Origin of the sequence: Streptomyces sp. NPDC096046, from assembly GCF_040303285.1 — a bacterium.
Classification (GTDB): Bacteria; Actinomycetota; Actinomycetes; order Streptomycetales; family Streptomycetaceae; genus Streptomyces.
In genome coordinates, this window is the sequence record NZ_JBEOSZ010000001.1 from 200,463 (window position 1) to 221,478 (window position 21,016).

A 21,016-nucleotide genomic window follows, 5' to 3' on the forward strand; every position below is an offset into this window, starting at 1 on the left:
TCCGACTGACCCGACCGGTCCCGGCGATGCGCCCGGTCCGACTGACCCGACCGGTCCCGGCGATGCGCCCGGTCCGACTGACCCGACCGGTCCCGGCGATGCGCCCGGTCCGACTGACCCGACCGGTCCCGGCGATGCGCCCGGTCCGACTGACCCGACCGGTCCCGGCGATGCGCCCGGTCCGACTGACCCGACCGGTCCCGGCGATGCGCCCGGTCCGACTGACCCGACCGGTCCCGGCGATGCGACCGACTCGGACGGCCCGACCGGCTCGGACGGCCCGACCGGCTCGGAGCGGGGGGTGGGCACGCCCGGCTCGGCGGACCCCGACGGCACGCCCCGCTCGGCGGACCCGGACGACACGCCCACCCCGGCAGACGCCGACGGCACGCCCGAGCCTGCGGACTCCCCAGGTGCGCCCCGTTCCGTGGGCGAGGCCGGCCGGCTCGGCGTGCCCGGACCGTGCCGGGCGTTCGAGCCTTCGTCGTACGCGTCCATTCCGCCCCGTTCCACGATCCCGGTCCGTCGTTCCGTCCGCCCGGCCGCGAGGGCGTCGCCCCATCCGCGCACCGGCGCGCGGCATCGGCACGGGAACGGTACTCAGGACGCCCACCCGGGCACAGCCCCTGTCCGCCGGTCCCGCCGTGGCCGTCGCCACACCGCGCAGACGACCGTACGGCGCGTGCGCCCGCCCGAGAGCCGCCGTCCCCCTGGTCCACAGGGGACTCCCGCAGGTTATCCACAGGGCGGCCCGGCCGGTGTCCACAGGAGTGACACCCTACGGCGCCCGCCCGTAGAACCATTCCCTTCTTCTAGAACCTGTTCTATCTTGACGCCCCGTCAGCTCAACGGGACCCGGAAGGACAGGCACCGTGGACTTCACCTTCACCGAGGAGCAGCAGGCGGCGGCCGAGGCGGCCAAGGGCGTGTTCGCCGGGGTCGCGCCCGACGCCGTGCCCAGCCCGGCCCTCACACCCGGCGCCGTCGCCGAGACGTACGACCGCGCCCTGTGGGCCAGGCTCGCCGACGCGGACCTGCTGAGCCTGCTGCTCGGCCCGCGCCACGGCGGGGCCGGCCTGGACGCCGTCGCGCTGTGCCTGGTGCTGCGGGAGTCGGCACGCGTGCTGGCCAGGGTCCCCCTGCTGGAGAACAGCGCGGCGGCGGCGGCCGTCCAGGCCTACGGCGGTGACGAGGCGAAGGCGGACCTGCTCGCCCGGGCCGGCCGGGGGGAACTCGTCCTGACCGTCGCCGCGCACGGCCGCACCGGCCACGACCCGGCCGAGCAGGCCGTGACCGCCCGGCAGGACGGCGGGACGTGGGTGCTGGACGGAATGCAGACGGCTGTGCCGTGGGCCTACGACGCGGATGTCACGGTCGTCCCCGCGCACACCGGCACCGGCCGCACCCTGCTGGCGCTGGTGCCCCGCGGGCTTGAGGGAGCCGTCCTCGCCGAGCAGTTCTCGACCAGCGGCGAACGGCTCGGCGAGCTGCGGCTGGAGTCGGCGCGACTCGCCGCCCGGAACGTGATCGACACCGACGGGGCGTGGGAGTGGCTGCGGGACCTGCTGGCCACCGGGACGTGTGCGCTGGCGCTCGGTCTCGGGGAGCGGGTGCTGCGGATGACCGGCCAGTACACGAGCGAGCGGGAGCAGTTCGGGTTCCCGATCGCCACCTTCCAGGCCGTCGCCGTGCAGGCCGCCGACCGCTACATCGACCTGCGCGCGATGGAGGCCACCCTGTGGCAGGCCGCCTGGCGGATCGCCTCCGGGGCCCTCGGCGCCCTGCCGGCGGCCGGTGACGTCGCCGTCGCCAAGATCTGGGCATCGGAGGGCGTCCGCCGGGTCGTGCAGACCGCGCAGCATCTGCACGGCGGGTTCGGCGCCGACGTCGACTACCCCCTGCACCGGTACCACGCCTGGGCCAAGCACCTGGAACTGTCACTCGGCCCGGCCGCGGCACACGAGGAGGCCCTGGGCGAGCTGCTGGCCGCCCATCCGCCGGCCTGACGCAACGGGCGAGTCCTGAACAGGCGAAGCTCCAGGACAGGCGAGTCTAGAGGACGAACCCCTGCTGCCCGTCCTCCGTCACGACGGGCCGCCCCGCCGCCTCCCACACCTGCATGCCGCCGTCGACGTTCACCGCGTCGATGCCCTGCTGGGCCAGATACATCGTGACCTGGGCACTGCGGCCGCCCGAACGGCAGATCACATGGACCCGGCCGTCCTGCGGGGCGGCCTCGGTCAGCTCGCCGTAGCGGGCGACGAACTCGCTGATCGGGATGTGCAGCGCCCCTTCGGCGTGACCGGCCTTCCACTCGTCGTCCTCCCGGACGTCCAGCAGGAAGTCGCCGTCCTTGAGGTCCGCGACCGCGACCGTGGGCACACCAGCTCCAAAACTCATGCGTCCGACGCTACCGGAACCGGCCCGAACACCGGGCGGGGCACGGCCCGGCCCCGGCTCCGCCCTCGCCTCAGCTCTCGCCCGCGCCCTCACCGAGCAGCGCGGCCAGCTCCGCCTCGCGCTCGGTGACCTGGGCGAGCAGCCCCTGCCCGATCTCGTCCAGGAGGCGGTCCGGGTCGTCCGGGGCCAGCTGGAGCATGTGGCCGATGGCGCTGTCCTCCAGTTCCCCGGCGAGCAGGGCGAGCAGTTCCTTGCGCTGGGCGAGCCATTCGAGGCGGGCATACAACTCCTCGGCGCGGCTCGGGCCCCGCTTCAGCTCGGGTCCCCTGGCCCACTCCTCGGCGAGCTCGCGCAGCTCCGCCTCGTCGCCCCGGGCGTAGGCGGCGTTGACCCGCGTGATGAACTCCTCGCGCCGCTGGCGCTCCTTCTCCTCCTGCGCCAGGTCCGGGTGGGCCTTGCGGGCGAGGTCGCGGTAGAGCCTGCGGGCCTCCTCGCTGGGGCGGACCCGCTGCGGGGGCCGGACCGGCTGATCCGTGAGCATCGCCGAGGCCTCCGGGAACAGACCGCTGCCGTCCATCCAGCCGTGCAGCAGTTCCTCGACGCCGGGGATGGGGGCGAGGCGCGCCCTGGCCTCCTCGGCCCGCTGCCGGTCGGCGGGGTCGCCGCTGCGGGCGGCTCTGGCTTCGAGGATCCGGGCGTCCAGCTCCTCCAGTCGCGCGTACAGCGGGCCGAGCTTCTGCTCGTGCAGCCGGGAGAAGTTCTCGACCTCGACGCGGAAGGTCTCCACCGCGATCTCGTACTCGATCAACGCCTGCTCGGCGGCTCGCACGGCCCGCTCCAGCCGCGCCTCCGGCCGTGCGGCGTCGCCGCCATCCTGCTCAGCTTCCGGGGTCGTCACCCGACCAGCCTAGGTGACGAGCCCCCTGGGGCCTCGCCCCGGAGGACAAGGCCGGTAAACGCCCCCGTAACCCGGCGCCGCAACCGACCGGGCGACACGGACACCCCGGCACAGCGCCCACCCGGCAACCAACCACGCAACACAGACACCCCCAGCACAGCGCCCGCCCGGCAGCCGACGGGGCGGAGCGGCAGACCTGGGCCGCCGACGGCCCCGCCCGGCCGGCGCACCCCTTCACCCCTGCACCCCCGTCCCGGCCGCCCTACACCCCCAGCTCCGCCGCTACCTTCCCCGCCTTCACCCCGGCCATCAGTTCCGCGTGGTCCGCTTCGGTCCGGTCCGCGTACGCCACGGCGAAGGCCGCCATCGCCTCGTCCAGCTCCTCGTTCTTCCCGCAGTACCCGGCGATGAGCCGCGGATCGGCGCTGTGTGCGTGGGCGCGGGCCAGGAGCGCGCCGGTCATGCGGCCGTAGTCGTCCATCTGGTCGGGGGCGAGGGCGGCCGGGTCGACGCTGCCCTTGCGGTTGCGGAACTGGCGGACCTGGAAGTCGAAGCCGTCGACCGTGGTCCAGCCCAGCAGACTGTCGCTCACGACCTGCATCCGCTTCTGGCCCAGCACGACCCGCCGGCCTTCGTGACCGGCGTCCGGCACCTCGAAGCCGGCCGTCGTCAGATGCGGTACCAGCGCCGACGCCCGCGCCTCCTTCACCTGCAGCACCAGCGCCTCGCCGCGGTGGTCCAGGAGCAGCACGACGTAGGACCGGGTGCCGACGCTGCCCGTGCCGACGACGCGGAAGGCCACGTCCTGCACCGCGTGCCGGGCGAGGAGCGGCAGGCGGTCCTCCTGAAGGGTGCCGACGTACTCCTCCAGGGACGCCGCCACCACCGCGGCCTCCGCGTCCGGGACGCGCCGCAGCACCGGCGGGGCGTCGACGAAGCGGCGCCCGCCGTCCTCGGTGGCCTGGGTCGACTTGGCGGCGAAACGGCCGCTCGTGTTGTGGCGGGCCTTCTCGGAGACCCGCTCCAGCGTGCCGAGCAGATCATGGGCGTCCGCGTGGGAGACGAGCTCCTCGTCCGCGATGGCGTTCCACGCGTCCAGCACCGGGAGTCTGGACAGCAGCCGCATGGTCCTGCGGTAGGCACCGGCCGCGTCGTACGCCGCCTTGCGGCACTGGTCCTCGTCGGCGCCCGCCACCCGGCCCGCGAGCACCAGGGAGGTCACGAGCCGCTTGAGGTCCCACTCCCAGGGGCCGGGGACCGTTTCGTCGAAGTCGTTCAGGTCGATGACCAGTCCGCCGCGCGCGTCGCCGTACAGGCCGAAATTGGCCGCGTGGGCGTCGCCGCAGATCTGGGCCCGGATCCGGGTCATGGGCGTGCGCGCGAGGTCGTGGGCCATGAGGCCCGCCGCGCCGCGCAGGAACGCGAAGGGGGTGGCGGTCATGCGGCCGACCCTGATCGGGGCCAGCTCGGGCAGTCGCCCGCGGCCCGACTCCTCGACCGCGCTCACCGCGTCGGGCCGGGACGCGTCCAGGTCGAGCGTGGCGTGCGCGCTGCGCGGGATCCGCTTGCGCAGCGCCTTGCCCTCGTCCTTGGGCGAGCCCTCGGCCGGCCATGCGGCGAAGCCGCGCACCCGGGGCAGCCGGCGCGGCGCCCCGTCCCCCGCTGTGGTCCCGCCCTCGTTCTGAGATCCATCCCTGGTCATACCGACCGCCTCCCCCGCACGCGCACGAACATCAACTCGTGCCGACCGTACAACCGGCGGCGGAAACGCGTCAGACCCTGTGGACAACTCCACAGCTGTGGGCAACTGCGGCGGGGCCGCGCGGCGGGCCCGTGCGGCGGGCCCGTGCGGTGGGGCCGTGCGGCGGGCCCGTGCGGTGGGGCCGTGCGGTGGGGCCGTGCGGTGGGGCCGTGCGGTGGGGCCGTGCGGTGGGGCCGTGCGGTGGGGCGCGTTACGCCCCCGAGGGCACGGAGGTCTCCACGGCCACCGCCGCTTCCTCCTCCGCCCGCACCTGCGCGAGCACCTTCTCGGCCCGGTCCGCCGTGATGTCGAGCCGGGCCAGCACCGCGGGCACGGTGATGCTGGGCAGGAAGTGCTCGAACAGGACGACGACACGGCGCTCCAGATCCCGCCGCTGGCAGCGCAGCTGGGACAGCAGCTGCACCCCGGAGAAGCTGCCGACCAGCAGTTCCGCCGTCTCCTCCACGTCGACGTGCTGGAGCAGTTCGCCCCGCGTCTTCGCCTCGGCCAGCAGCTGCACGTTCTGGTCGACCCACATCTGGAAGGCTGGGGTACGGTCGAGGTCCATCGCCCCCTGGTCGAGGGCGAGTCCCACACTGGCCCGCACCAGCGGCTCGGACCGCAGCCGACGCGCCATGACCAGACCGGAGTCCACGAGTTCCTGGAGCTTGCTGGACTGCGGCGGGAGCGTGATCGCGAGCTGCTCCTCGAACACCCCGACCGCCAGTTCCTCCTTGGAGCCGAAGTGGAAGTACAGCGCGCCCTTGGTGACGCCGGCCCGGTCCAGGATCTCGCCGATGGTCGCCGAGGTGTAGCCGCGTTCGTCGAAGACGGCCGCTGCCGCCTCCAGGATGGTCCGCCGGGTGCGGATCGCGCGCTCCTGTCGCGCCATCGGGTGCCTCCTGATCTCCGTCGATGCCTGTGAAGTCGCTGCGTGGCGAGGGCGCGAGAGCCTGTCCCAGTGCTTTGTCGCACTTTGGAAATAACCGGTTCGTCCGTATCTTAGTCAGGCGTCGACCGCGGTCAGGCAGCCGATCCTGGGGGTTCTCATGCCGGAGACAGGGCCTTTGAGCGCACTCACTGACGATCAGACCGGACGTGGGGGCCGTCCGGCAAACGAAACCGCTACGACCGTCGAGAACTCGCCACATGCCGTGGTGCACCGGGGGATCGCGCCACCGCGTCCCGCCGCCGAGGAACCCGCTTCACCGGCCACCGCCGCCGGGCAACCCGCATCACCGGCCACCGCCGCCGCGAAACCCGCGGTGTCGCCCGCGGTCGCCGGGCAACCCCCGTCACCGGCCACCACCGCCGAGGAACCCGCTTCACCGGCCACCACCGCCGGGCAACCCCCGTCACCGGCCACCACCGCCGCGAAACCCGCGGGTTCGCCCCCGGTCGCCGCGGAACCGGCGCCGTCGTCGCCGCCACCCTCCCTCGTCACCGAACACCTCGCCCCCCACGTCCACACCGCCGTCACCAAGGAACTCGCCCACCGCACCAGAGAGACGGACGTCTTCCCCGCCCGGTGGACCCGAATCTCCGACACGCGTTTCCGGTTCACCGCGCACTGGCCGGCCGACCACTCCTTCTTCGGCCCCGTGGACGACCGGCACCAGGACCCGATGATCGTGGGCGAAACGTTGCGGCAGGCCTCGCTGGTGCTGGCGCACGCCGAGTTCGGCGCCCCGGCCGACACACATTTCGTCATGTGGGACCTGACGGTCCGCGTCGACCCGTCCGCGCTGCTGCTGGCGGACGCCGCCGAACCGGTCGAGGTCGACGTCGTGTGCTCCGAGATCCGCCGCCGCGGTCGCGGCCTGCACAGCATGCGGACCACGATGGAGTTCCGGCGCGCGGGACGGCTCGTCGCCCGCGGCACCGGCAGCACCGGCTGCACCTCGTCGCGCGCCTATCGGCGCCTGCGGGCGGCGAAGCTGAACGCCACAGACACGCCGGTGCCGCTGCTGCCCGGCATACCGCCGCGGGCCGCGGGACGGGCCCGCCCGGAGGACGTCGTCCTCGCCCCGACCGAACAGCCCGGCGTCTGGCACCTGCGCCTCGACACCGGCCACCCGGTCCTCTTCCAGCGAACCAACGACCACGTCCCCGGCATGGTCCTGTTCGAGGCGGCCCGCCAGGCCGCGACCGCCGCGTCCGGCCTGCGCCCCTTCCTGCCGAGCACCATGACGGCCGGCTTCACCCGGTACGCCGAACTGCACGGCCCCTGCCGGATAGAGACCGAGGTACGCACCGAACACCCCGGCGAGACGACCGTCCGGGTGGCGGGACGGCAGGACGGCGAGTCCGTCTTCACCGCCACCCTGACCTGTGCCCGTCCGGCGCCGGCACGGTCCCTGTCGTGACGGTCAACCTTCTGATCACGGGCGCGAGCGGCTTCGTGGGCGGCCGGGTCGCCGCCACGGCCCGGCGGCGACCGGACGTCCACGTCCGCCTGTTGTCCCGGCACGCACCGCCCGGCCCCGCATACGTCCACGGCGACCTCTGCGCCCCGCCCTCCCTGCGCGGCGCGTGCGCCGACACCGACGTCCTCGTGCACTGCGCCTCGCGAATCGGCGGCGCCGAAGAGACCGTCCGGGCGGTCAACGACCACGGCACCCGGGCCCTGGTCGAGGAGGCCCTGCGCGCCGGAGTGCGCCGAATCGTGTACGTCAGCACGGCCGCCGTCCTCGGCCGGGGCCCGTTCCCCGGCGTGCGCCCCGGGGAGGTGCCGATCGCGCCCGCGTCGCCCACCAGCCGCACCCGGGCCACCGCCGAACGGCACGTCGTCGACGCCGGCGGTCTGGTGCTGCGCCCCCACCTCGTGTACGGCGAGGGCGACCGCTGGGTGATCCCCGGGGTGGTGTGGCTGATGAACGAGCTGTCGGCCACCCTCACCGGCTGCGAGGCGCTCCAGTCGATGATCGACGTCGACACCCTGGGCCGTGCCGTGGTGGCCGCCGCCCTCTCCCCGGCGCCGGGCGGCGGTGTGCGCCACGTCGGCCACCCCGAGCCGGTGACGGTTCCCGACCTGCTGGCCGCCGTGGGCCGGGAGTTGGGCGAGCCCGGGCGCGGTGCGGCCGTGGACGTCGCCACCGCCCTGGAGCGGGCTGCCGGGTCCCCGCTCGCCCTCCATCATCTCGGCATGCTCACGGTCGACCACTGGTTCGTGGACGACGCGTTCTGGAAGGACGTCGACTGCTCGCCCGGCGAGGGGTTCGGGGCGGCGTTCAGCCTCGCGGCGCCCTGGTACCGCGCGTTCCTCCAGGGCCGGGTTTCCTGATCGCCTCCGCTTCTTCCGGGCGGGGGCCCGGGCCCCCGCCGTGCAGCAGCACCGGCAGCTCCTCGTGGCCGGTGGAGATGATGGAGCGAAGCCGCTTCGGCGGCTGCGACGGGTCGGCCAGGGCCAGTCGCGGGAAACGCGCGAACAGCGACGTCAGGGCCACGGTCGCCTCGGCCATGGCCAGGGGCCGGCCCAGGCAGTGGTGCACGCCGTGGCCGAAGGAGACGTGGTCGCGGCTGGTGGCTCGCGTGACATCGAACCGTTCGGCGTCCGGCCCGTGCCGCTCGGGGTCGCGCCCGGCACCGGCGAAGGAGACCACGAGCGGGTCGCCCTTGGGGATGGTCAGGCCCGGCTCGATCTCGATGTCCTCGACGGCGTAGCGCAAGCCCGACATGGCGCCCGGTGCCTCGAAGCGCAGCGACTCCTCCAAGGCGTCCTCCCAGGTCACCCGTCCGGAGCGGACGAGGTCGAGCTGGTCGGGGTGGGCGAGCAGGCTGTGCGCGGTGTTGTCGATGAGGTTGACGGTCGTCTCGAACCCGGCGGTGAGCAGCAGGATCAGGTTGTCCATCAACTCCTGTTCGCTGAGGCCGCCTTCGTCCCGTGCGGCGATGAGCGCGGTCGTCAGGTCGTCGGCCGGGTGCTCCCGCTTGTACTGGAGGAACGCGGTCAGCGTGCCGTAGAGGTCGACCGCGTTGGCCTGGGCGTCCTCCAGGGTGATCGCCGTGTCGAAGAAGCGGTTGATGATGCGGTAGAGGGCGGCGCGCGGGCCGTCCTCGCCGGCCGGTACGCCGAAGAGTTCGCACACCACCTCGTGCGGGATCGGCGCCGCGAACGCCGCTCGCAGGTCGACGACTTCGCCCTCCGGGACGTCCTCCAGGGCGTCGAGCGCCCGGTCGACGATCTCCTGGACGCGCGGCAGCAGCGCGTCGACCCGGCGCTTGGTGAAGGCGGCGGCCATGGGCTTGCGCAGCCGGCTGTGGTCGGATCCGTAGGCGGTGACCATGTTGCGCACCGAGACCCAGATGGCCAGCGGCCAGGTGCGGGAGATGTCGCCGTTGATCCAGGCCGGCCAGTGCTGGTAGGCGTCCTTGCTCGTCTCGGGGCCGGCCAGGAGCCGCTTGTTCAGCTCCAGGCCGGTGATCCACCACGCCTTCACACCGCCGGGGAGTTCGACCTCCACGGCCGGGCCCCGGGCACGGATCCGGGATATCTCGCCGTAGAGGTCCTGACCGGACGGGTCGATCGACAGGAAGGGGCAGGCCTGCTGTGCCATGACTCATCGCTCCTCGGTCCAGAGGCTGGGGGACCATGGTGCGATCCGGCCGACGGCGAAACTTGCCAACCGGTTTGTTTTGGCCATTGCTTCACCCACTGTTGGCCAGGGGTGGGTGGCCACCGCAGCGCGAGACGGGTCCGGACGGCCCGGAACCGTTCGGTCACCCGTGGCTCCCCCGCAGGGCTCCGATGGCCACGCAAGAACACCAACTCGCTGGTGCCCTCAGCGCGTCGACGACAGCGGCGCCTTGCGGACACCTGCTGGGGCACTAGGGGGCTTCTGATGGATCTCCGCGGCGTCGCGACGCCCGGCACGCACGCTCGCCGCACGCCGATCGCACGCACCGAACGCCGCTCCTTCTTCCACGTAGATCCATCAGAAGCCCCCTAGGCGCGCAGATACGCCAGCACGGCCAGCACCCGGCGGTGGGTCGCGTCCGCCGGAGGCAGGTCCAGCTTGGTGAGGATGCCGGAGACGTGCTTGCCCACGGCCGCCTCGGAGACGACCAGTTCGCGGGCGATCGCGCTGTTGGACCTGCCCTCGGCGATCAGCGCCAGCACCTCCCGCTCGCGCGGGGAGAGCCGCTCCAGCGGGTCGCGGCGGCGGCGCAGCAACTGCCGTACGACCTCGGGGTCGACGACCGTGCCGCCGTCCGCCACCTTCCCGAGCGCCTCGACGAACTCCTCGACCTGGCCGACGCGGTCCTTGAGCAGATAGCCGACGCCCGTGCCGTCCCCGGAGTCCAGCAGCTCGGCCGCGTAGCGGCGCTGCACGTACTGGCTGAGGACCAGCACGGGCAGCGTGGGCCGCTCCTCGCGCAGCCGCACGGCCGCGTGCAGGCCCTCGTCCTGGAAGCCGGGCGGCATCCGCACATCCGTGACGACCACGTCCGGGTCGTGCTCCCCGACGGCCGCCACGAGGGCCTCGGCGTCCCCCACGGCCCCGAGGACCGCGTGCCCACAGCGTGTGAGCAGTCCGACGAGCCCGTCCCTGAGCAGCACGCTGTCCTCCGCCAGGACGACCCGCAGCGGCCGCTCAACTCGCAGGGTCACAAGGGATCTCCACCCGCAGCAGGGTCGGTCCGCCGGGCGGACTGGACAGGGAGAGTCTGCCATCGAGCACCGACACCCGGTCGGCGAGCCCGGTCAGCCCGCTGCCCTCCCCGGCCCGTGCCCCACCGCGCCCGTCGTCGCGTATCCGCAGCAGCAACCGCCCGTCGCGGTGCCCGCCGCTCACCTCGGCCCGGCTTGCGCCGCTGTGCCGGCCCACGTTGGCGAGCGCCTCGCACACCACGAAGTAGGCGGCGGCCTCGACCGCCGGGGAGAGCCGCCCCGGCAGGTCCAGGTCGACGTCCACGGGCACGGCCGAGCGGTCCGCGGCGTCGGCGACGGCGGCTTCGAGGCCGTAGTCGGCGAGGACCTTGGGGTGGATGCCGTGGATGAGCTCGCGCAGTTCCGCGAGGGCCGCGCCCGCCTCCTGGTGCGCCGTGGCGAGCCGGTCGGCGAGCGGTCCGGGCGGGGCGTCGAGACGGGCCAGCCCGAGCGTCATCGTCAGGGCGACGAGCCGCTGCTGCGCCCCGTCGTGCAGATCGCGCTCGATGCGGCGCCGCTCGGCCTCGAAGGCGTCCACCAACCGCACCCGGGACCGCGCCAGTTCGACCACCCGGGCCCCGAGATCGGTCTGCTGGGGCGCGATCAGCAGCCGTACCAGCCCGGCCCGGGCGCCGGCCACCACGCCCAGCAGACAGGCGCCCAGCGCGAGCAGGACCACCCCTAGGACGGCGCACCCGGCGGCAGCGGGCCAGGTGGTGACCGGCCACACCTTGAGGACCTTTGCCTCACCGAGGACGGCCATGAGCAGCGGGGTCGCCACCACGGAGAGCGGTCCCAGCAGGAGGACGGTGAACGCGAGGGCGTCGACCGGCCACAACAGCCCCGCGAAGAGCAGGGCGTGGCCCAGCTCCCGCCAGGTGGCCCGCTCCCGCAGGCGGGTCGACAGCCAGGCCCGCAGCCCCGGCTCGCCGGGCGCCCGGTGCGGGTCGGGCACCGGCTCCGCGTCGACCAGCCGCAGCCGCGCCCGCTCCACCGCCGCCACCGGAATGCCCGTCAGAGCGGTCCCGAGCAGCAACGGCAACCCCACCAGCGCGAGTGCCAGCACCCCGCCGGCCGCCACCGACAGCACGATCCCCATGAGCACGACGGCACCGGTCACCGCGCCGGTGAGCAGGTACCCGGCCGACCGCCACGGCCACGCCGACAGCAGGTATCCGGGGCGGGACAGCGCCTGCCACACATTCCGAGGACGCATGGGGATCACCGTAGAAGCGGGCCGCGTCCCCGGCCATGGGCTCTGCCGGAGGCCCGGGGGTATGCCTGGCCCTACCCCGGGTCTGGGCCCCGCCGCACTGCGCCGGCCCGCCCCCGCGCGGTTTCGTGGAAGCGACACCGACACCAGGGGGAACCCATGACACATGACGCCGTCCGGCTCGACGCCGTCACCAGGACGTACGGGTCCGTGACCGCACTCGGCGGAGTCTCGCTCGCGTTCCCGGCCGGGACCTTCACCGCCGTCATGGGGCCCTCCGGCTCCGGCAAGTCGACGCTGCTCCAGTGCGCGGCCGGCCTGGACCGGCCCACCTCCGGATCCGTCACCGTGGGCGGCACCGGGCTGACCGGGCTGAGCGAACGCCGGCTGACCCTGCTGCGGCGCGAGCGCGTCGGGTTCGTCTTCCAGGCGTTCAACCTGCTGCCCTCACTGACCGCCGAGCAGAACGTGGCCCTGCCCCTGCGCCTGGCCGGCCACCGCGTCCCGGCGGCCCGGGTACGCCAGGCGTTGGGGCAGGTCGGTCTCGCGGACCGGGCCCGGCACAGACCGTCCCAGCTCTCCGGCGGCCAGCAGCAACGCGTCGCCCTGGCCCGCGCGTTGATCACCCGGCCCGATGTGCTGTTCGGCGACGAACCGACCGGCGCCCTGGACACCCGGACCGGCCGCGAGGTGCTCGGACTGCTGCGCGGCATGGTCGACCGCGAGGGCCAGACGGTCGTCATGGTCACGCACGACCCGGTGGCCGCCGCGTACGCCGACCGTGTGGTCTTCCTCGTCGACGGGCGCGTGAGCGGGGAGTTGACCGGCGCCGACGCCGACACCATCGCCACCCGCATGAACCGTCCGGAGGCCCTGCCGTGCTGAGCGTCACCCTGCGCACCCTGCGCACCCGCTGGATCACCTTCACCGGCAGCTTCCTCGCACTCTGCCTGGGCGTGGCCCTGCTCACCGTGACCGGCCTGGCCCTGGCCTCGACGGTCACCGCCCCGGAGCGGGGCCCCGAGCGCTTCGCGGCCGCCCCGGTCGTGGTCAAGGGCCTGGACATCCTGCGCGTCCCGACCCCGCTCGGCACCCGGGCGTCCCCCCTCGCCCACCCACGCCCCGTACCGGCCACGACCGTCGCGCGGCTGCGGCGACTGGGCCCCGTCGTCGAGGACCGCTCGTTCCCCGTCCGGGCCGAGGGAGGGCCCGCCGACCTGGTGGGCCACCCCTGGTCCACCGCCGCGTACGCCCGCTATGACCTCGCCACCGGCCGGGCACCGCGCACGGCCGACGAGGCCGTCGTCACCGGCGACTGGGCACACCCCGGCCAGCGGATCCGCACCGGCCACGGCACCGTACGCGTCGTCGGCACCCTTACCCCGCGCGGCTCCGAGAACGCCGTCTTCTTCACGGACGCCCGTGCCGCCCGGCTGGGGGGCTCCACAGCCCAACTGGTCGTGCATGCCGATCCGGCGTCCGTACGGAAGGCGGTCGGCGGCAGCGCCCGGGTCCTCACCGGCGACGCGCGTCGCCTCGCCGACGCCGACGCCGGCCGGGACCGCGAGGCGCTCACCGCGATGAACGCCCTGCTCGGCACCGCCGGCGGCGTCACCGCCTTCGTGTCGGTCTTCGTCGTGGCGTCGACCTTCGCCTTCGCGGTCGCCCAGCGCCGCAAGGAGTTCGCCCTGCTGCGCACCGCCGGGGCCGCCCCGGCCCAGATCCGCCGGAGCGTCCTCGCGGAGGCCCTCGCCGTCGGCGTCCTCGCCTCGGCCACCGGCTGCGCGCTGGGCGCCCGGGGGGCACCGCTGCTGGCGGCCCGGCTGGTCGACGAGGGCCTCGCCCCCGCCTGGTTCACCATCGGGGAGCACACCTGGCCGTACCACGCGGCCTTCTGGACGGGCCTGCTCGTCGCCCTGTCGGGGGCGACCGCGGCCTCATGGCGAGCAGGCCGCACCGCCCCCACCGAGGCCCTGCGCAAGGCGGTCGTGGACAGCGGGCCCCTGACCCGCGGCCGCCTGCTGTGCGGCGCGATCCTCCTGCTCACGGCTGCCGTGCTGACGGCCCTCTCCCTGGTCGGCGATCCGTCCGACCTGCTCCACCGCAAGACGTACATCAGCCGCCCCATGCTGCTGATCACCGCGACCGCCCTGCTCGCGCCCCTCGTGCTGCGCCCGCTGACGCGGCTGCTGACCTGCCTCCCCTCGGCCGTGGGCATGCTGGTCCGGGAGAACACGGCCACCGGAGTCCGCCGGACCGCCGCGCTCGCGGCCCCCGTCCTGGTGACGGTCGCGCTCGCCGGTTCACTCCTCGGTGCCACCGCCACCCTGCGGCAGGCGAAGGCCACCGAGACGAGCGACCGCACCACCGCCGCCTTCATCGTCACCCCGGTGGCCGGAGCGGGCTTCGACGCGGACACCCTGCGCAGACTGCGTGCGGTACCGGGGGCGCGGGTCTCCCCGACGTCCTCGACAGCCATCCACGTCCTCGAAGACGGCGTGGCCCTGATCCGCTCCGAGGCCCGCGCCGCGAACCCCGGCGACCTCACGGCCACCACGCGCCTTCCGCTCGTGGCGGGCGGACCGGGCGACCTCGACGACGACTCGATCATCGTCAATGAGGAGTGGCGGCGGCACCGGGTGGGCGACCGGGTCGAGGTGTGGCTCGGTGACGGGACGCCGCGCACCCTCCGCGTCGCCGCGGTGATGCCCACCGGCACCGGCGGCAACGGCGTCTACGTCACCCCGCGCAACGCCCCCGGCGCCAGGGTCGACCGCGTGGACGTGGCGGTCGAGGACGGCACGCCCCCGGCCACCGTGGCCCCGGCCCTGCGCGAGGCACTCGGCGCGGAGGACGGCCGGATCCTCACCCGGAAGGCATGGCTCCGCGCCACCCGTCCCGACACCGACCGCACCACCCACCTCGGCCTCTTCCTGGTCCTCGGCATCGCCCTGCTCTACACGGGCATCTCCGTGGTCAACACCACGGTCATGGCGGCCGCCGACCGGGTCCGCGACCTGGCCGTGCTGCGGCTGGCCGGAGCCACCCGGTGGCAGTTGCTGCGGCTGACCGGCGCCGAGGCCCTGACGGCGGTCGCGGCCGGCGCTCTCCTCGGCGTGCTGGTCACCTGCGTCAACCTGGCCGGCCTGTGGAGCGCCCTCGCCCTGCTGTCGGTGCGGCCCACCCTCACCCTCCCGTGGGAGGCCCTCGGCACGACGGCGGGCGCCTGCGCCCTGCTGGCCGTGGCCGCCGCGACGGTCCCCGCCACCCTCGCCCTGCGCCGCCGCCCGGCGGTCGTGGCCGGGGTACACGAGTAGGCCCTCCGCCCGGGTCGATCTCATCATGAGACCAGCCAGGGAAGGGCCCCCTACAGTGGAAGCCGGCGTCGGCTGGTGTCCTCGTGCAGGTGGACGGTCTCCCAGGGGCCCCTGACGATCAGAAGCGGCTGACCATCCCCGGGATGCCCGGGGGTGTCGGGAGCGGCAGCCGGTTGGGGGCGTTGCGTTCGTCCGCGGCCGGAACGGCCTTGCAGGTCATGTCCTTCCTGGGGAGCTTGCCGGTGGTCAGGTAGGTGGTGGCCGTCTTGTCGGCGCACGACTTGGTGCCGTAGATACCGTGTCCGACACCTCCGGCGACCGTGACCATCTTGGCGCCCTTCATGGCCCGACGCAGGCCTTCGCCACTGGTCAGCGGCGTCTGGGAGTCCCACTCGTTCTGGAGGATCAGCGCGCGTGCCTGGTTGCCGATCCTGGTGGCGGGCTCGCTGCCGCTCTTCTTCCAGAAGGCGCAGGGCTTGATGTGGGAGGCGAAGTCGCCGTACAGCGGGTACCTGGCCTTGTCCCGGATCGCGTCCTTGCGGTACTGCTCGGGATCGCGCGGCCAGGCGCGGGTGTCGGCGCAGACGACGGCCCAGAAGCCGGCGTCGCCGTTGTCCTCGGGCACGGTCCGGCCGAAGGACGGCGGGACGGGCTCGGACGTCCTGAGCTTCCGGTCGGCGGACGAGGGAGCCCCGGCGGCGGCCTTCCTCAGCTCGGCGACCACTTCGGCGGCGTCGCGCGTGCCGAAGAACGCGCCCCTCAGGCCGTGGCGGATGTCGTCGCCGGTCAACAGCGTGCCGTCGAGGTCGATCGGCTTGCGGTCGGCCTGGGCGACCAGGCCGTAGAAGGTCTTGCGGACCGCCTCGGGAGTCCGGCCCAGCTTGTAGGTGGCATGCCGGGCGGCGGTCCACTCGGCCCATCTGGTGAAGGCGGGCTCGGCGCCCTCCGCCCAGACCTGGATCATCCCGCGCCAGACCCGGGCCGGGTCGACGGCGCTGTCCAGCACGAAGCGGTCGGAGCGCTTGGGGAACATCTGCGTGTAGACGGCACCGAGGTAGGTGCCGTAGGAGTATCCGAGGTAGGAGATCTTCTTCTCGCCGAGCACGGCGCGGATGACGTCCATGTCCCGGGCGGTGTTGCGGGTGGTGATGTGGCGCAGCTTGCCGCCCTGCCTTTTGTCGCATTTCTCGGCGACGGTCCGGGCCCACTTCACGTCCTTGGTGAACGTCTCGGCCTTGTAAGGCCGTTCCCAGTTCCGCTCGTCGGACGTCAGGCCACAGCCGACGGGTGAACTCCGGCCGATGCCCCGCGGGTCGAAGCCGACGAGGTCGTACTTGTCCTTCACGGACTTCGGCAGCTCGTCGGCCATGTACGGCGGCATGTCGGCGCCCGGCCCGCCCGGGCCACCCGGGTTGAGCAGCAGGACACCGCGCCGTTCCTTCTTGCTGCTCGTCCTCATCCTCGATATCGCGAGGTCGAGCTTCTTGGCGCCCGGTCTGCCGTAGTCGAGCGGCACCTTGATGGTGGCGCACTGAAAGGAGGCGGGCAGCGCCGTATCGCAGCGGTGCCAGGCCGGTTTCTGCTGGAGGTAGGGGCGCAGGGGGTTCTCCGCCGCGGATGCCGTGGCGGGGGTCAGCGCGGGGACCAGCGTGGTGACGGCGCTGACCGCCAGGAAGAGGGCTATTCGACTGTTGCGCACGCGCGTTGGGTCCTTGGGTCGATGCGTAGGGGACGCACCCACCCTGCCGCGCGCGGAATGCCGATTGATCACTCCACGGGGCAGTGTTTCTCCCACCTTGGACGTACGGGGAGTTGAGGCGGATCGTGCTGGAGTCGGACAACCGAGGCTGGCTCTTTGCCGTCCACCTCAAATGGTGTGCCGAAATAAAGTTGAGTCGTGTACCATCCCAAATGATTCGCGTTTCAAGGAATTTCTTCGCTCGCTTGCGATGCCCGTCGTGATTCCACCGGCGTCTTCGACAAGAGGCCTGATTCAAGTGGGACGTTCCGGTCGGCGGTCGTGATCCTTTTCACGCCTCTTCTCTTATGCCGGACCTCCCTCGGGATGTCAGAGTCTCGCCCGTGATCACCTCCGTGACCTGGAGGTGAAGACCACGGAACCGTCTCCGTGACCTGGAGACGAATGAACGACTCATGGGGAATCCAGCATGCGTAAGACCACCACACGCCGCGTCTCTCTGGCCGGAATAGCCGCCGTCACCAGTGCCGCCCTGCTCGCCACCGCGGCTCCCAGCGCCACGGCCGCCGACGGCAGCCGGGGAACGGTTCGCGCCGGGACTGCCTCAGCCGCGACGCAGTCCCCTGAACTGACCGCAGAGCAAAGCCAGTTCATCGAGCAGGAGATGGGCCCGGAGGCGCTGGCCGAGATCGAGAAGGCCATGGGCCGGTCCGGTGGCTTCGCCTTCCCGATCGCCGCGGCGGCCATCGGTGCCGCGGCATGGTGCGCGAAGGGGGCGCTGGCCAGCATTCCCACCTCGGTGCTCAGCGACATCGCGGCGGGCAAGGCATCCGGCAAGAAGACCTACGTCAGGAACGCCGTCATCGGCTGCCTCGGGGGCGAGATCGGGGGCGTCGTCTGGAAGTTCCTGCCGGGCTGGGTGAAGAACAAGGCCGTCAACATGGTGATCGCCTTCATCATCAAGTACATCCGCTGACGTTGCTCGGCACCGCGCGAACCCTGGGGCACCCATGGCCTACCTCTTCATCTTCGGTTGTTTCCTCCTGCTGGGCGTGGCCAGTTCGCTGGCCGCACGCACCGGGTACCGCGGCAAGGTCTGTGACCGGTCCGACGGGTACGAGGTCCCTGCGGAGGTGAAGTCCGACCCGGGCCTGAGGAAACGGGCGAACGACCTGGTGGCCTTCTGGTGCACCGGGGCCGCGGTGCTCAGCTTCGCTCCGTTGGTGCCGGTCGGCACGGTCATCATGAGCGGCGGTGGCCGAACGGTCGGCACCTGGGGACTCGTGGTCCTCGCCCTCTACGGCCTGGCCGTGGTGATCGTGGGGGCCTACCCGTTCGAGAAGATCAAGAGCCTGGGACGGTCTGCCGAGCGGTGAACAGAGCCAGGCCGCTGCGCCGCGCGGCCGGCCGGAGCGGACGCGAGAACGCGACCACCGCGCCGGGTCTCCACCATGTCCGGACACCGGAATGGCGTCGGCACCCGGTGGTTGCCCCTGGACGACGCCTCATCACCCCGGCCGCGACGGCGAGGCTAGGCGTCAGTGGTTCGCACCCCCATCCGTGACGGGCGGCCGAGGAGTTCGGCCAGGCCGTGGCGCGTCGCGGCGAGTACCACGCGGTCCTCGGGCCGTAGGACATAGCCGGAGTGCAGGTCCCATACGAGTTTGCCGGGACGGTCGGCGCCGTGGTGCGCCGGTGTGGCGGCGAGGTCCGGCAGTCGCTCGCCCGGTTCCGCCGTGTCCAGCGCCAGAACGCGCCACTTGCCCGGACGGAACGTCTCGGCGATGGTGCGCCCTTCCAACTGCGGGTGCCCGGCGACAGTGAGGGCGGCGAAGAGCAGGACGCGGCGTTCGACGGGTATGGCCCCGAGGACCTGGCGGCCCATCATGGCCCCGGCGAAGGCGGGGGCAGCGAGAGTGGAGACGCTGCGGCTGCGGGTGAGGGCGCGCGGGTGGGCGGTGCGCAGGGTGCGGTAGACAGCGGTGGCGAAGGCGTCGTCGTACAGGCGCAGGGCCACCCGCAGGTCCGGTTTGACGGACCGTGCGTACAGGACGGACTCGAGGTTGGTGGTGTCGTGGCTGGTGAGGGCCAGCAGGGAGTGCGCGCGGTGGATCTTCGCGGCCTCCAGCACGCCCTCCTGGGTGGCGTCGCCGAGGACGGTGGGGACGCGCAGTCGGCGGGCGAGCGGGATGCCGCGCGCTTCCGGGTCCTCCTCGACGCACACCACGGGGATGTCGAGCTCCCGCAGACGGGCCAGCACCCGGGTGCCGACCTTGCCCAGGCCGACCAGGACGACGTGGCCGGACAGGCCACGGGGCGGCCGGCGCAGCGCGGATGCCGTGCGGAACGTGCCCAGCGCCTCCAGCACGGCCGCGAGCAGAACGGGCATCAGCAGCAGACCGGCCAGTCCGGCGAGGAGCTGGAGCACCTGACGCGCGGTGGGCTCGTCGAGAGCCGGGTCGCCGATCGCGAACAGGTCGAGCAAGGTGAGGTAGGCGGCGTGCAGCGGGTGGTGCTCGGTGGTCAGCCAGGTCGCGACGGCCACCCCCAGGACGCAGCCCAGGAGCCCGGCCAGTGACCAGCGCAGCCGGCGCGAGAACAGCGAGCCCAGCGGCAGTCCACGCCCCGCCAGCCGTCGAGGTGCGGGACCGGAAGCTGTGTGCGTGACAGTTTCGAGGACCACCGTGCCGCGCCCGGTGGCGCCCGCGACCGTGTCGTCGTCCGGGAGGAGGATCGGCGCCTCCCGGCCGCTGGCGTCCGAACCCTCCGCTCCGGCCGGGTCGTTGGTGGTCGACGACAGCAGCGCCAGGGTACACAGGCCTGGATCGGCGACCCGGCCGTGACCGGGTGGAGTGCGTTCCACGGCACGCAGGAGCAGGCCGTCGGCCTGGACGACCTTGCTGGTGCCCGCGACGGCGGTGGCCGCGAGTGCGGGTGCCGCGGTGTCGGCGTCCGACAGGACGGTGGTGGAGGTGTCCAGGGCCTCGGGGTCCAGGCCGGGGACGGCGAGGGTGGCGGCCTGGTCGAGGAGTTCCTCCAGGTGCTGTCCGAGCTTGCGGTTGTAGAGACGGATGACCAGGCGCAGCCGGGGGTTGAGACGGCGGGCGGCCAGCGCGGCGCGGATGTTGGTCTCGTCGTCGTCATGCACGAGCGCCAGCGCGGCGGCCTCACGCACGCCTACCTCGGCCAGGGCTGCTTCGTCGAGTACGGGGGTCTCGACGATGCGGGTTGTGCCGGTCGCACCGGAATCGGCCGAGTCCTCCGTGCGGTTCATGGCGGCCTGTATCCGGCCGAGCAGCGCGGCGGCGCGTGCCCTTCCGGTGGTGACGCCGGACCGCCGCGAGGGCGGTACGACCAGAGTGACCCGCTCCCGGTACACCGTGGCGACTTCGGCGGCCAGCCGCTCCGCGAGCGCGTCGTCCCCGCACACGATCATGTGGCCCGACTGCGGCACGCCGGACGCGGGCTGAGGGAACGTGATCATGCCGTACGGCACCTCCCGATCAGGCGGAGGAGAAGCCGCGCAGGGGCGTGTACCGCACCAAGGACCACTCCGAAGACCGTCATGAGCACCACGTCGGGCCCCCGTTCGGCGACGCTTCTCCGGCTTCTTCCGCCAAGATCGCCGATCGGATTTCCCGGCACACCGCTGGGAACGGTACAGGTTCCTGACGTGGTGTCACAGGGCATCGGGCGCAGCTTCGCCCGCCGACCGTCCGACTGTTCGGGGTGCGGCACTGCAGCCGCGTGAAGATTGCCGGAATCAGGCAATGCCTCACCCGTTGCCCGCGTGTGACGATGCCTGCGGCAACGGGGGGAGGGCAAGGAGGGCGGTGTGCGCGGATGGCCTGGTTTCTGGGGCTCGGCACAGCGGGGGTCATCCTCCTTGTCCTGTCGTTTTCCCTTGACGGCGTCCTCGAGGGACCGCTCGACGGAGTGACCGTGGTGGACGGCCGGCTCGACGGGCTGCTGCCCCTGCCGGTGATCGCCGGGTTCTCGTCCATGCTCGGTTTCCCAGAAGCGATCGTCATGGGGACCGCCGGACCGGCCCCGGTGAGGGCCGCGGTGAGGGCCGCGGTGAGGGCCGCGGTGAGCGGG

Annotated in this window: 16 protein-coding genes and 1 pseudogene; 8 read left to right on the plus strand and 9 right to left on the minus strand. The window is 73.1% G+C overall.

Annotated elements, in window-relative coordinates:
* Positions 1-872 precede the first annotated feature (872 nt).
* The gene (locus ABTX62_RS00960) at positions 873-2,006 is read left to right on the plus strand and encodes an acyl-CoA dehydrogenase family protein (protein ID WP_352114195.1); all 1,134 of its coding nucleotides are present in this window, start codon (positions 873-875) and stop codon (positions 2,004-2,006) included.
* A gap of 46 nt (positions 2,007-2,052) precedes the next feature.
* On the opposite strand, the gene ABTX62_RS00965 is transcribed toward ABTX62_RS00960, so the two are convergent.
* The 4 genes from ABTX62_RS00965 to ABTX62_RS00980 form a co-directional block, all read right to left on the minus strand.
* On the minus strand, positions 2,053-2,382 hold the full coding sequence (locus ABTX62_RS00965; RefSeq protein WP_352114408.1) for a rhodanese-like domain-containing protein: 330 nt from the start codon (positions 2,380-2,382) through the stop codon (positions 2,053-2,055).
* 88 nt (positions 2,383-2,470) lie between these two features.
* Complete coding sequence (locus tag ABTX62_RS00970; RefSeq protein ID WP_352114196.1) at positions 2,471-3,298, minus strand: hypothetical protein; 828 nt, start codon at positions 3,296-3,298, stop codon at positions 2,471-2,473.
* A gap of 262 nt (positions 3,299-3,560) precedes the next feature.
* A complete protein-coding gene (locus ABTX62_RS00975; RefSeq protein WP_352114197.1) occupies positions 3,561-5,000 on the minus strand; it encodes a DUF2252 domain-containing protein in 1,440 nt (479 codons plus the stop codon).
* 250 nt (positions 5,001-5,250) lie between these two features.
* Positions 5,251-5,931, minus strand: a complete 681-nt coding sequence (locus ABTX62_RS00980) for a ScbR family autoregulator-binding transcription factor (RefSeq protein WP_352114198.1) — start codon at positions 5,929-5,931, stop codon at positions 5,251-5,253.
* Between the two features lie 265 nt (positions 5,932-6,196).
* On the opposite strand from ABTX62_RS00980, the gene ABTX62_RS00985 reads away from it, so the two are divergent.
* Both ABTX62_RS00985 and ABTX62_RS00990 read left to right on the plus strand, forming a co-directional pair.
* Positions 6,197-7,405, plus strand: coding sequence for a ScbA/BarX family gamma-butyrolactone biosynthesis protein (locus tag ABTX62_RS00985; protein WP_352114199.1), 1,209 nt, complete (start codon positions 6,197-6,199; stop codon positions 7,403-7,405).
* Positions 7,402-8,322: an NAD-dependent epimerase/dehydratase family protein gene (locus ABTX62_RS00990; protein WP_352114200.1), complete on the plus strand. Its 921-nt coding sequence runs from the start codon at positions 7,402-7,404 to the stop codon at positions 8,320-8,322. Before ABTX62_RS00985 ends, ABTX62_RS00990 begins: the two co-directional genes overlap by 4 nt.
* Here ABTX62_RS00990 and ABTX62_RS00995 read toward each other — a convergent pair.
* From ABTX62_RS00995 to ABTX62_RS01005, 3 genes are all read right to left on the minus strand, one after another.
* Entirely contained in the window at positions 8,270-9,595 is a 1,326-nt protein-coding gene (locus ABTX62_RS00995; protein ID WP_352114201.1) for a cytochrome P450 family protein, read from the minus strand. The genes ABTX62_RS00990 and ABTX62_RS00995 overlap by 53 nt on opposite strands.
* Before the next feature lie 389 nt (positions 9,596-9,984).
* Positions 9,985-10,644, minus strand: a complete 660-nt coding sequence (locus tag ABTX62_RS01000; RefSeq protein ID WP_352114409.1) for a response regulator — start codon at positions 10,642-10,644, stop codon at positions 9,985-9,987.
* Positions 10,634-11,905 (minus strand): sensor histidine kinase, encoded by a 1,272-nt coding sequence (locus ABTX62_RS01005; protein WP_352114202.1) that lies wholly within the window; start codon positions 11,903-11,905, stop codon positions 10,634-10,636. Before ABTX62_RS01005 ends, ABTX62_RS01000 begins: the two co-directional genes overlap by 11 nt.
* A 156-nt stretch (positions 11,906-12,061) precedes the next feature.
* Between ABTX62_RS01005 and ABTX62_RS01010 the strand changes: the two genes are divergently transcribed.
* Positions 12,062-12,787, plus strand: coding sequence for an ABC transporter ATP-binding protein (locus ABTX62_RS01010; protein WP_352114203.1), 726 nt, complete (start codon positions 12,062-12,064; stop codon positions 12,785-12,787).
* The gene (locus tag ABTX62_RS01015; protein ID WP_352114204.1) at positions 12,781-15,219 is read left to right on the plus strand and encodes an FtsX-like permease family protein; all 2,439 of its coding nucleotides are present in this window, start codon (positions 12,781-12,783) and stop codon (positions 15,217-15,219) included. Before ABTX62_RS01010 ends, ABTX62_RS01015 begins: the two co-directional genes overlap by 7 nt.
* A gap of 118 nt (positions 15,220-15,337) precedes the next feature.
* Here the strand turns inward: ABTX62_RS01015 and ABTX62_RS01020 are convergent, their stop codons facing one another.
* Entirely contained in the window at positions 15,338-16,918 is a 1,581-nt protein-coding gene (locus tag ABTX62_RS01020; protein WP_352114205.1) for an alpha/beta hydrolase, read from the minus strand.
* A gap of 469 nt (positions 16,919-17,387) precedes the next feature.
* Here ABTX62_RS01020 and ABTX62_RS01025 point away from each other — a divergent pair, with 469 nt between their 5' ends.
* Both ABTX62_RS01025 and ABTX62_RS01030 read left to right on the plus strand, forming a co-directional pair.
* Positions 17,388-17,894, plus strand: coding sequence for a hypothetical protein (locus ABTX62_RS01025; protein ID WP_352114206.1), 507 nt, complete (start codon positions 17,388-17,390; stop codon positions 17,892-17,894).
* A 34-nt stretch (positions 17,895-17,928) separates the two neighbouring features.
* Positions 17,929-18,294: a hypothetical protein gene (locus ABTX62_RS01030; protein WP_352114207.1), complete on the plus strand. Its 366-nt coding sequence runs from the start codon at positions 17,929-17,931 to the stop codon at positions 18,292-18,294.
* 155 nt (positions 18,295-18,449) lie between these two features.
* Here ABTX62_RS01030 and ABTX62_RS01035 read toward each other — a convergent pair whose 3' ends face one another.
* A complete protein-coding gene (locus tag ABTX62_RS01035; RefSeq protein ID WP_352114208.1) occupies positions 18,450-20,402 on the minus strand; it encodes an NAD-binding protein in 1,953 nt (650 codons plus the stop codon).
* A gap of 359 nt (positions 20,403-20,761) precedes the next feature.
* Between ABTX62_RS01035 and ABTX62_RS01040 the strand changes: the two are divergent.
* A pseudogene (locus ABTX62_RS01040) lies at positions 20,762-21,016 on the plus strand (hypothetical protein); the annotation flags it as partial.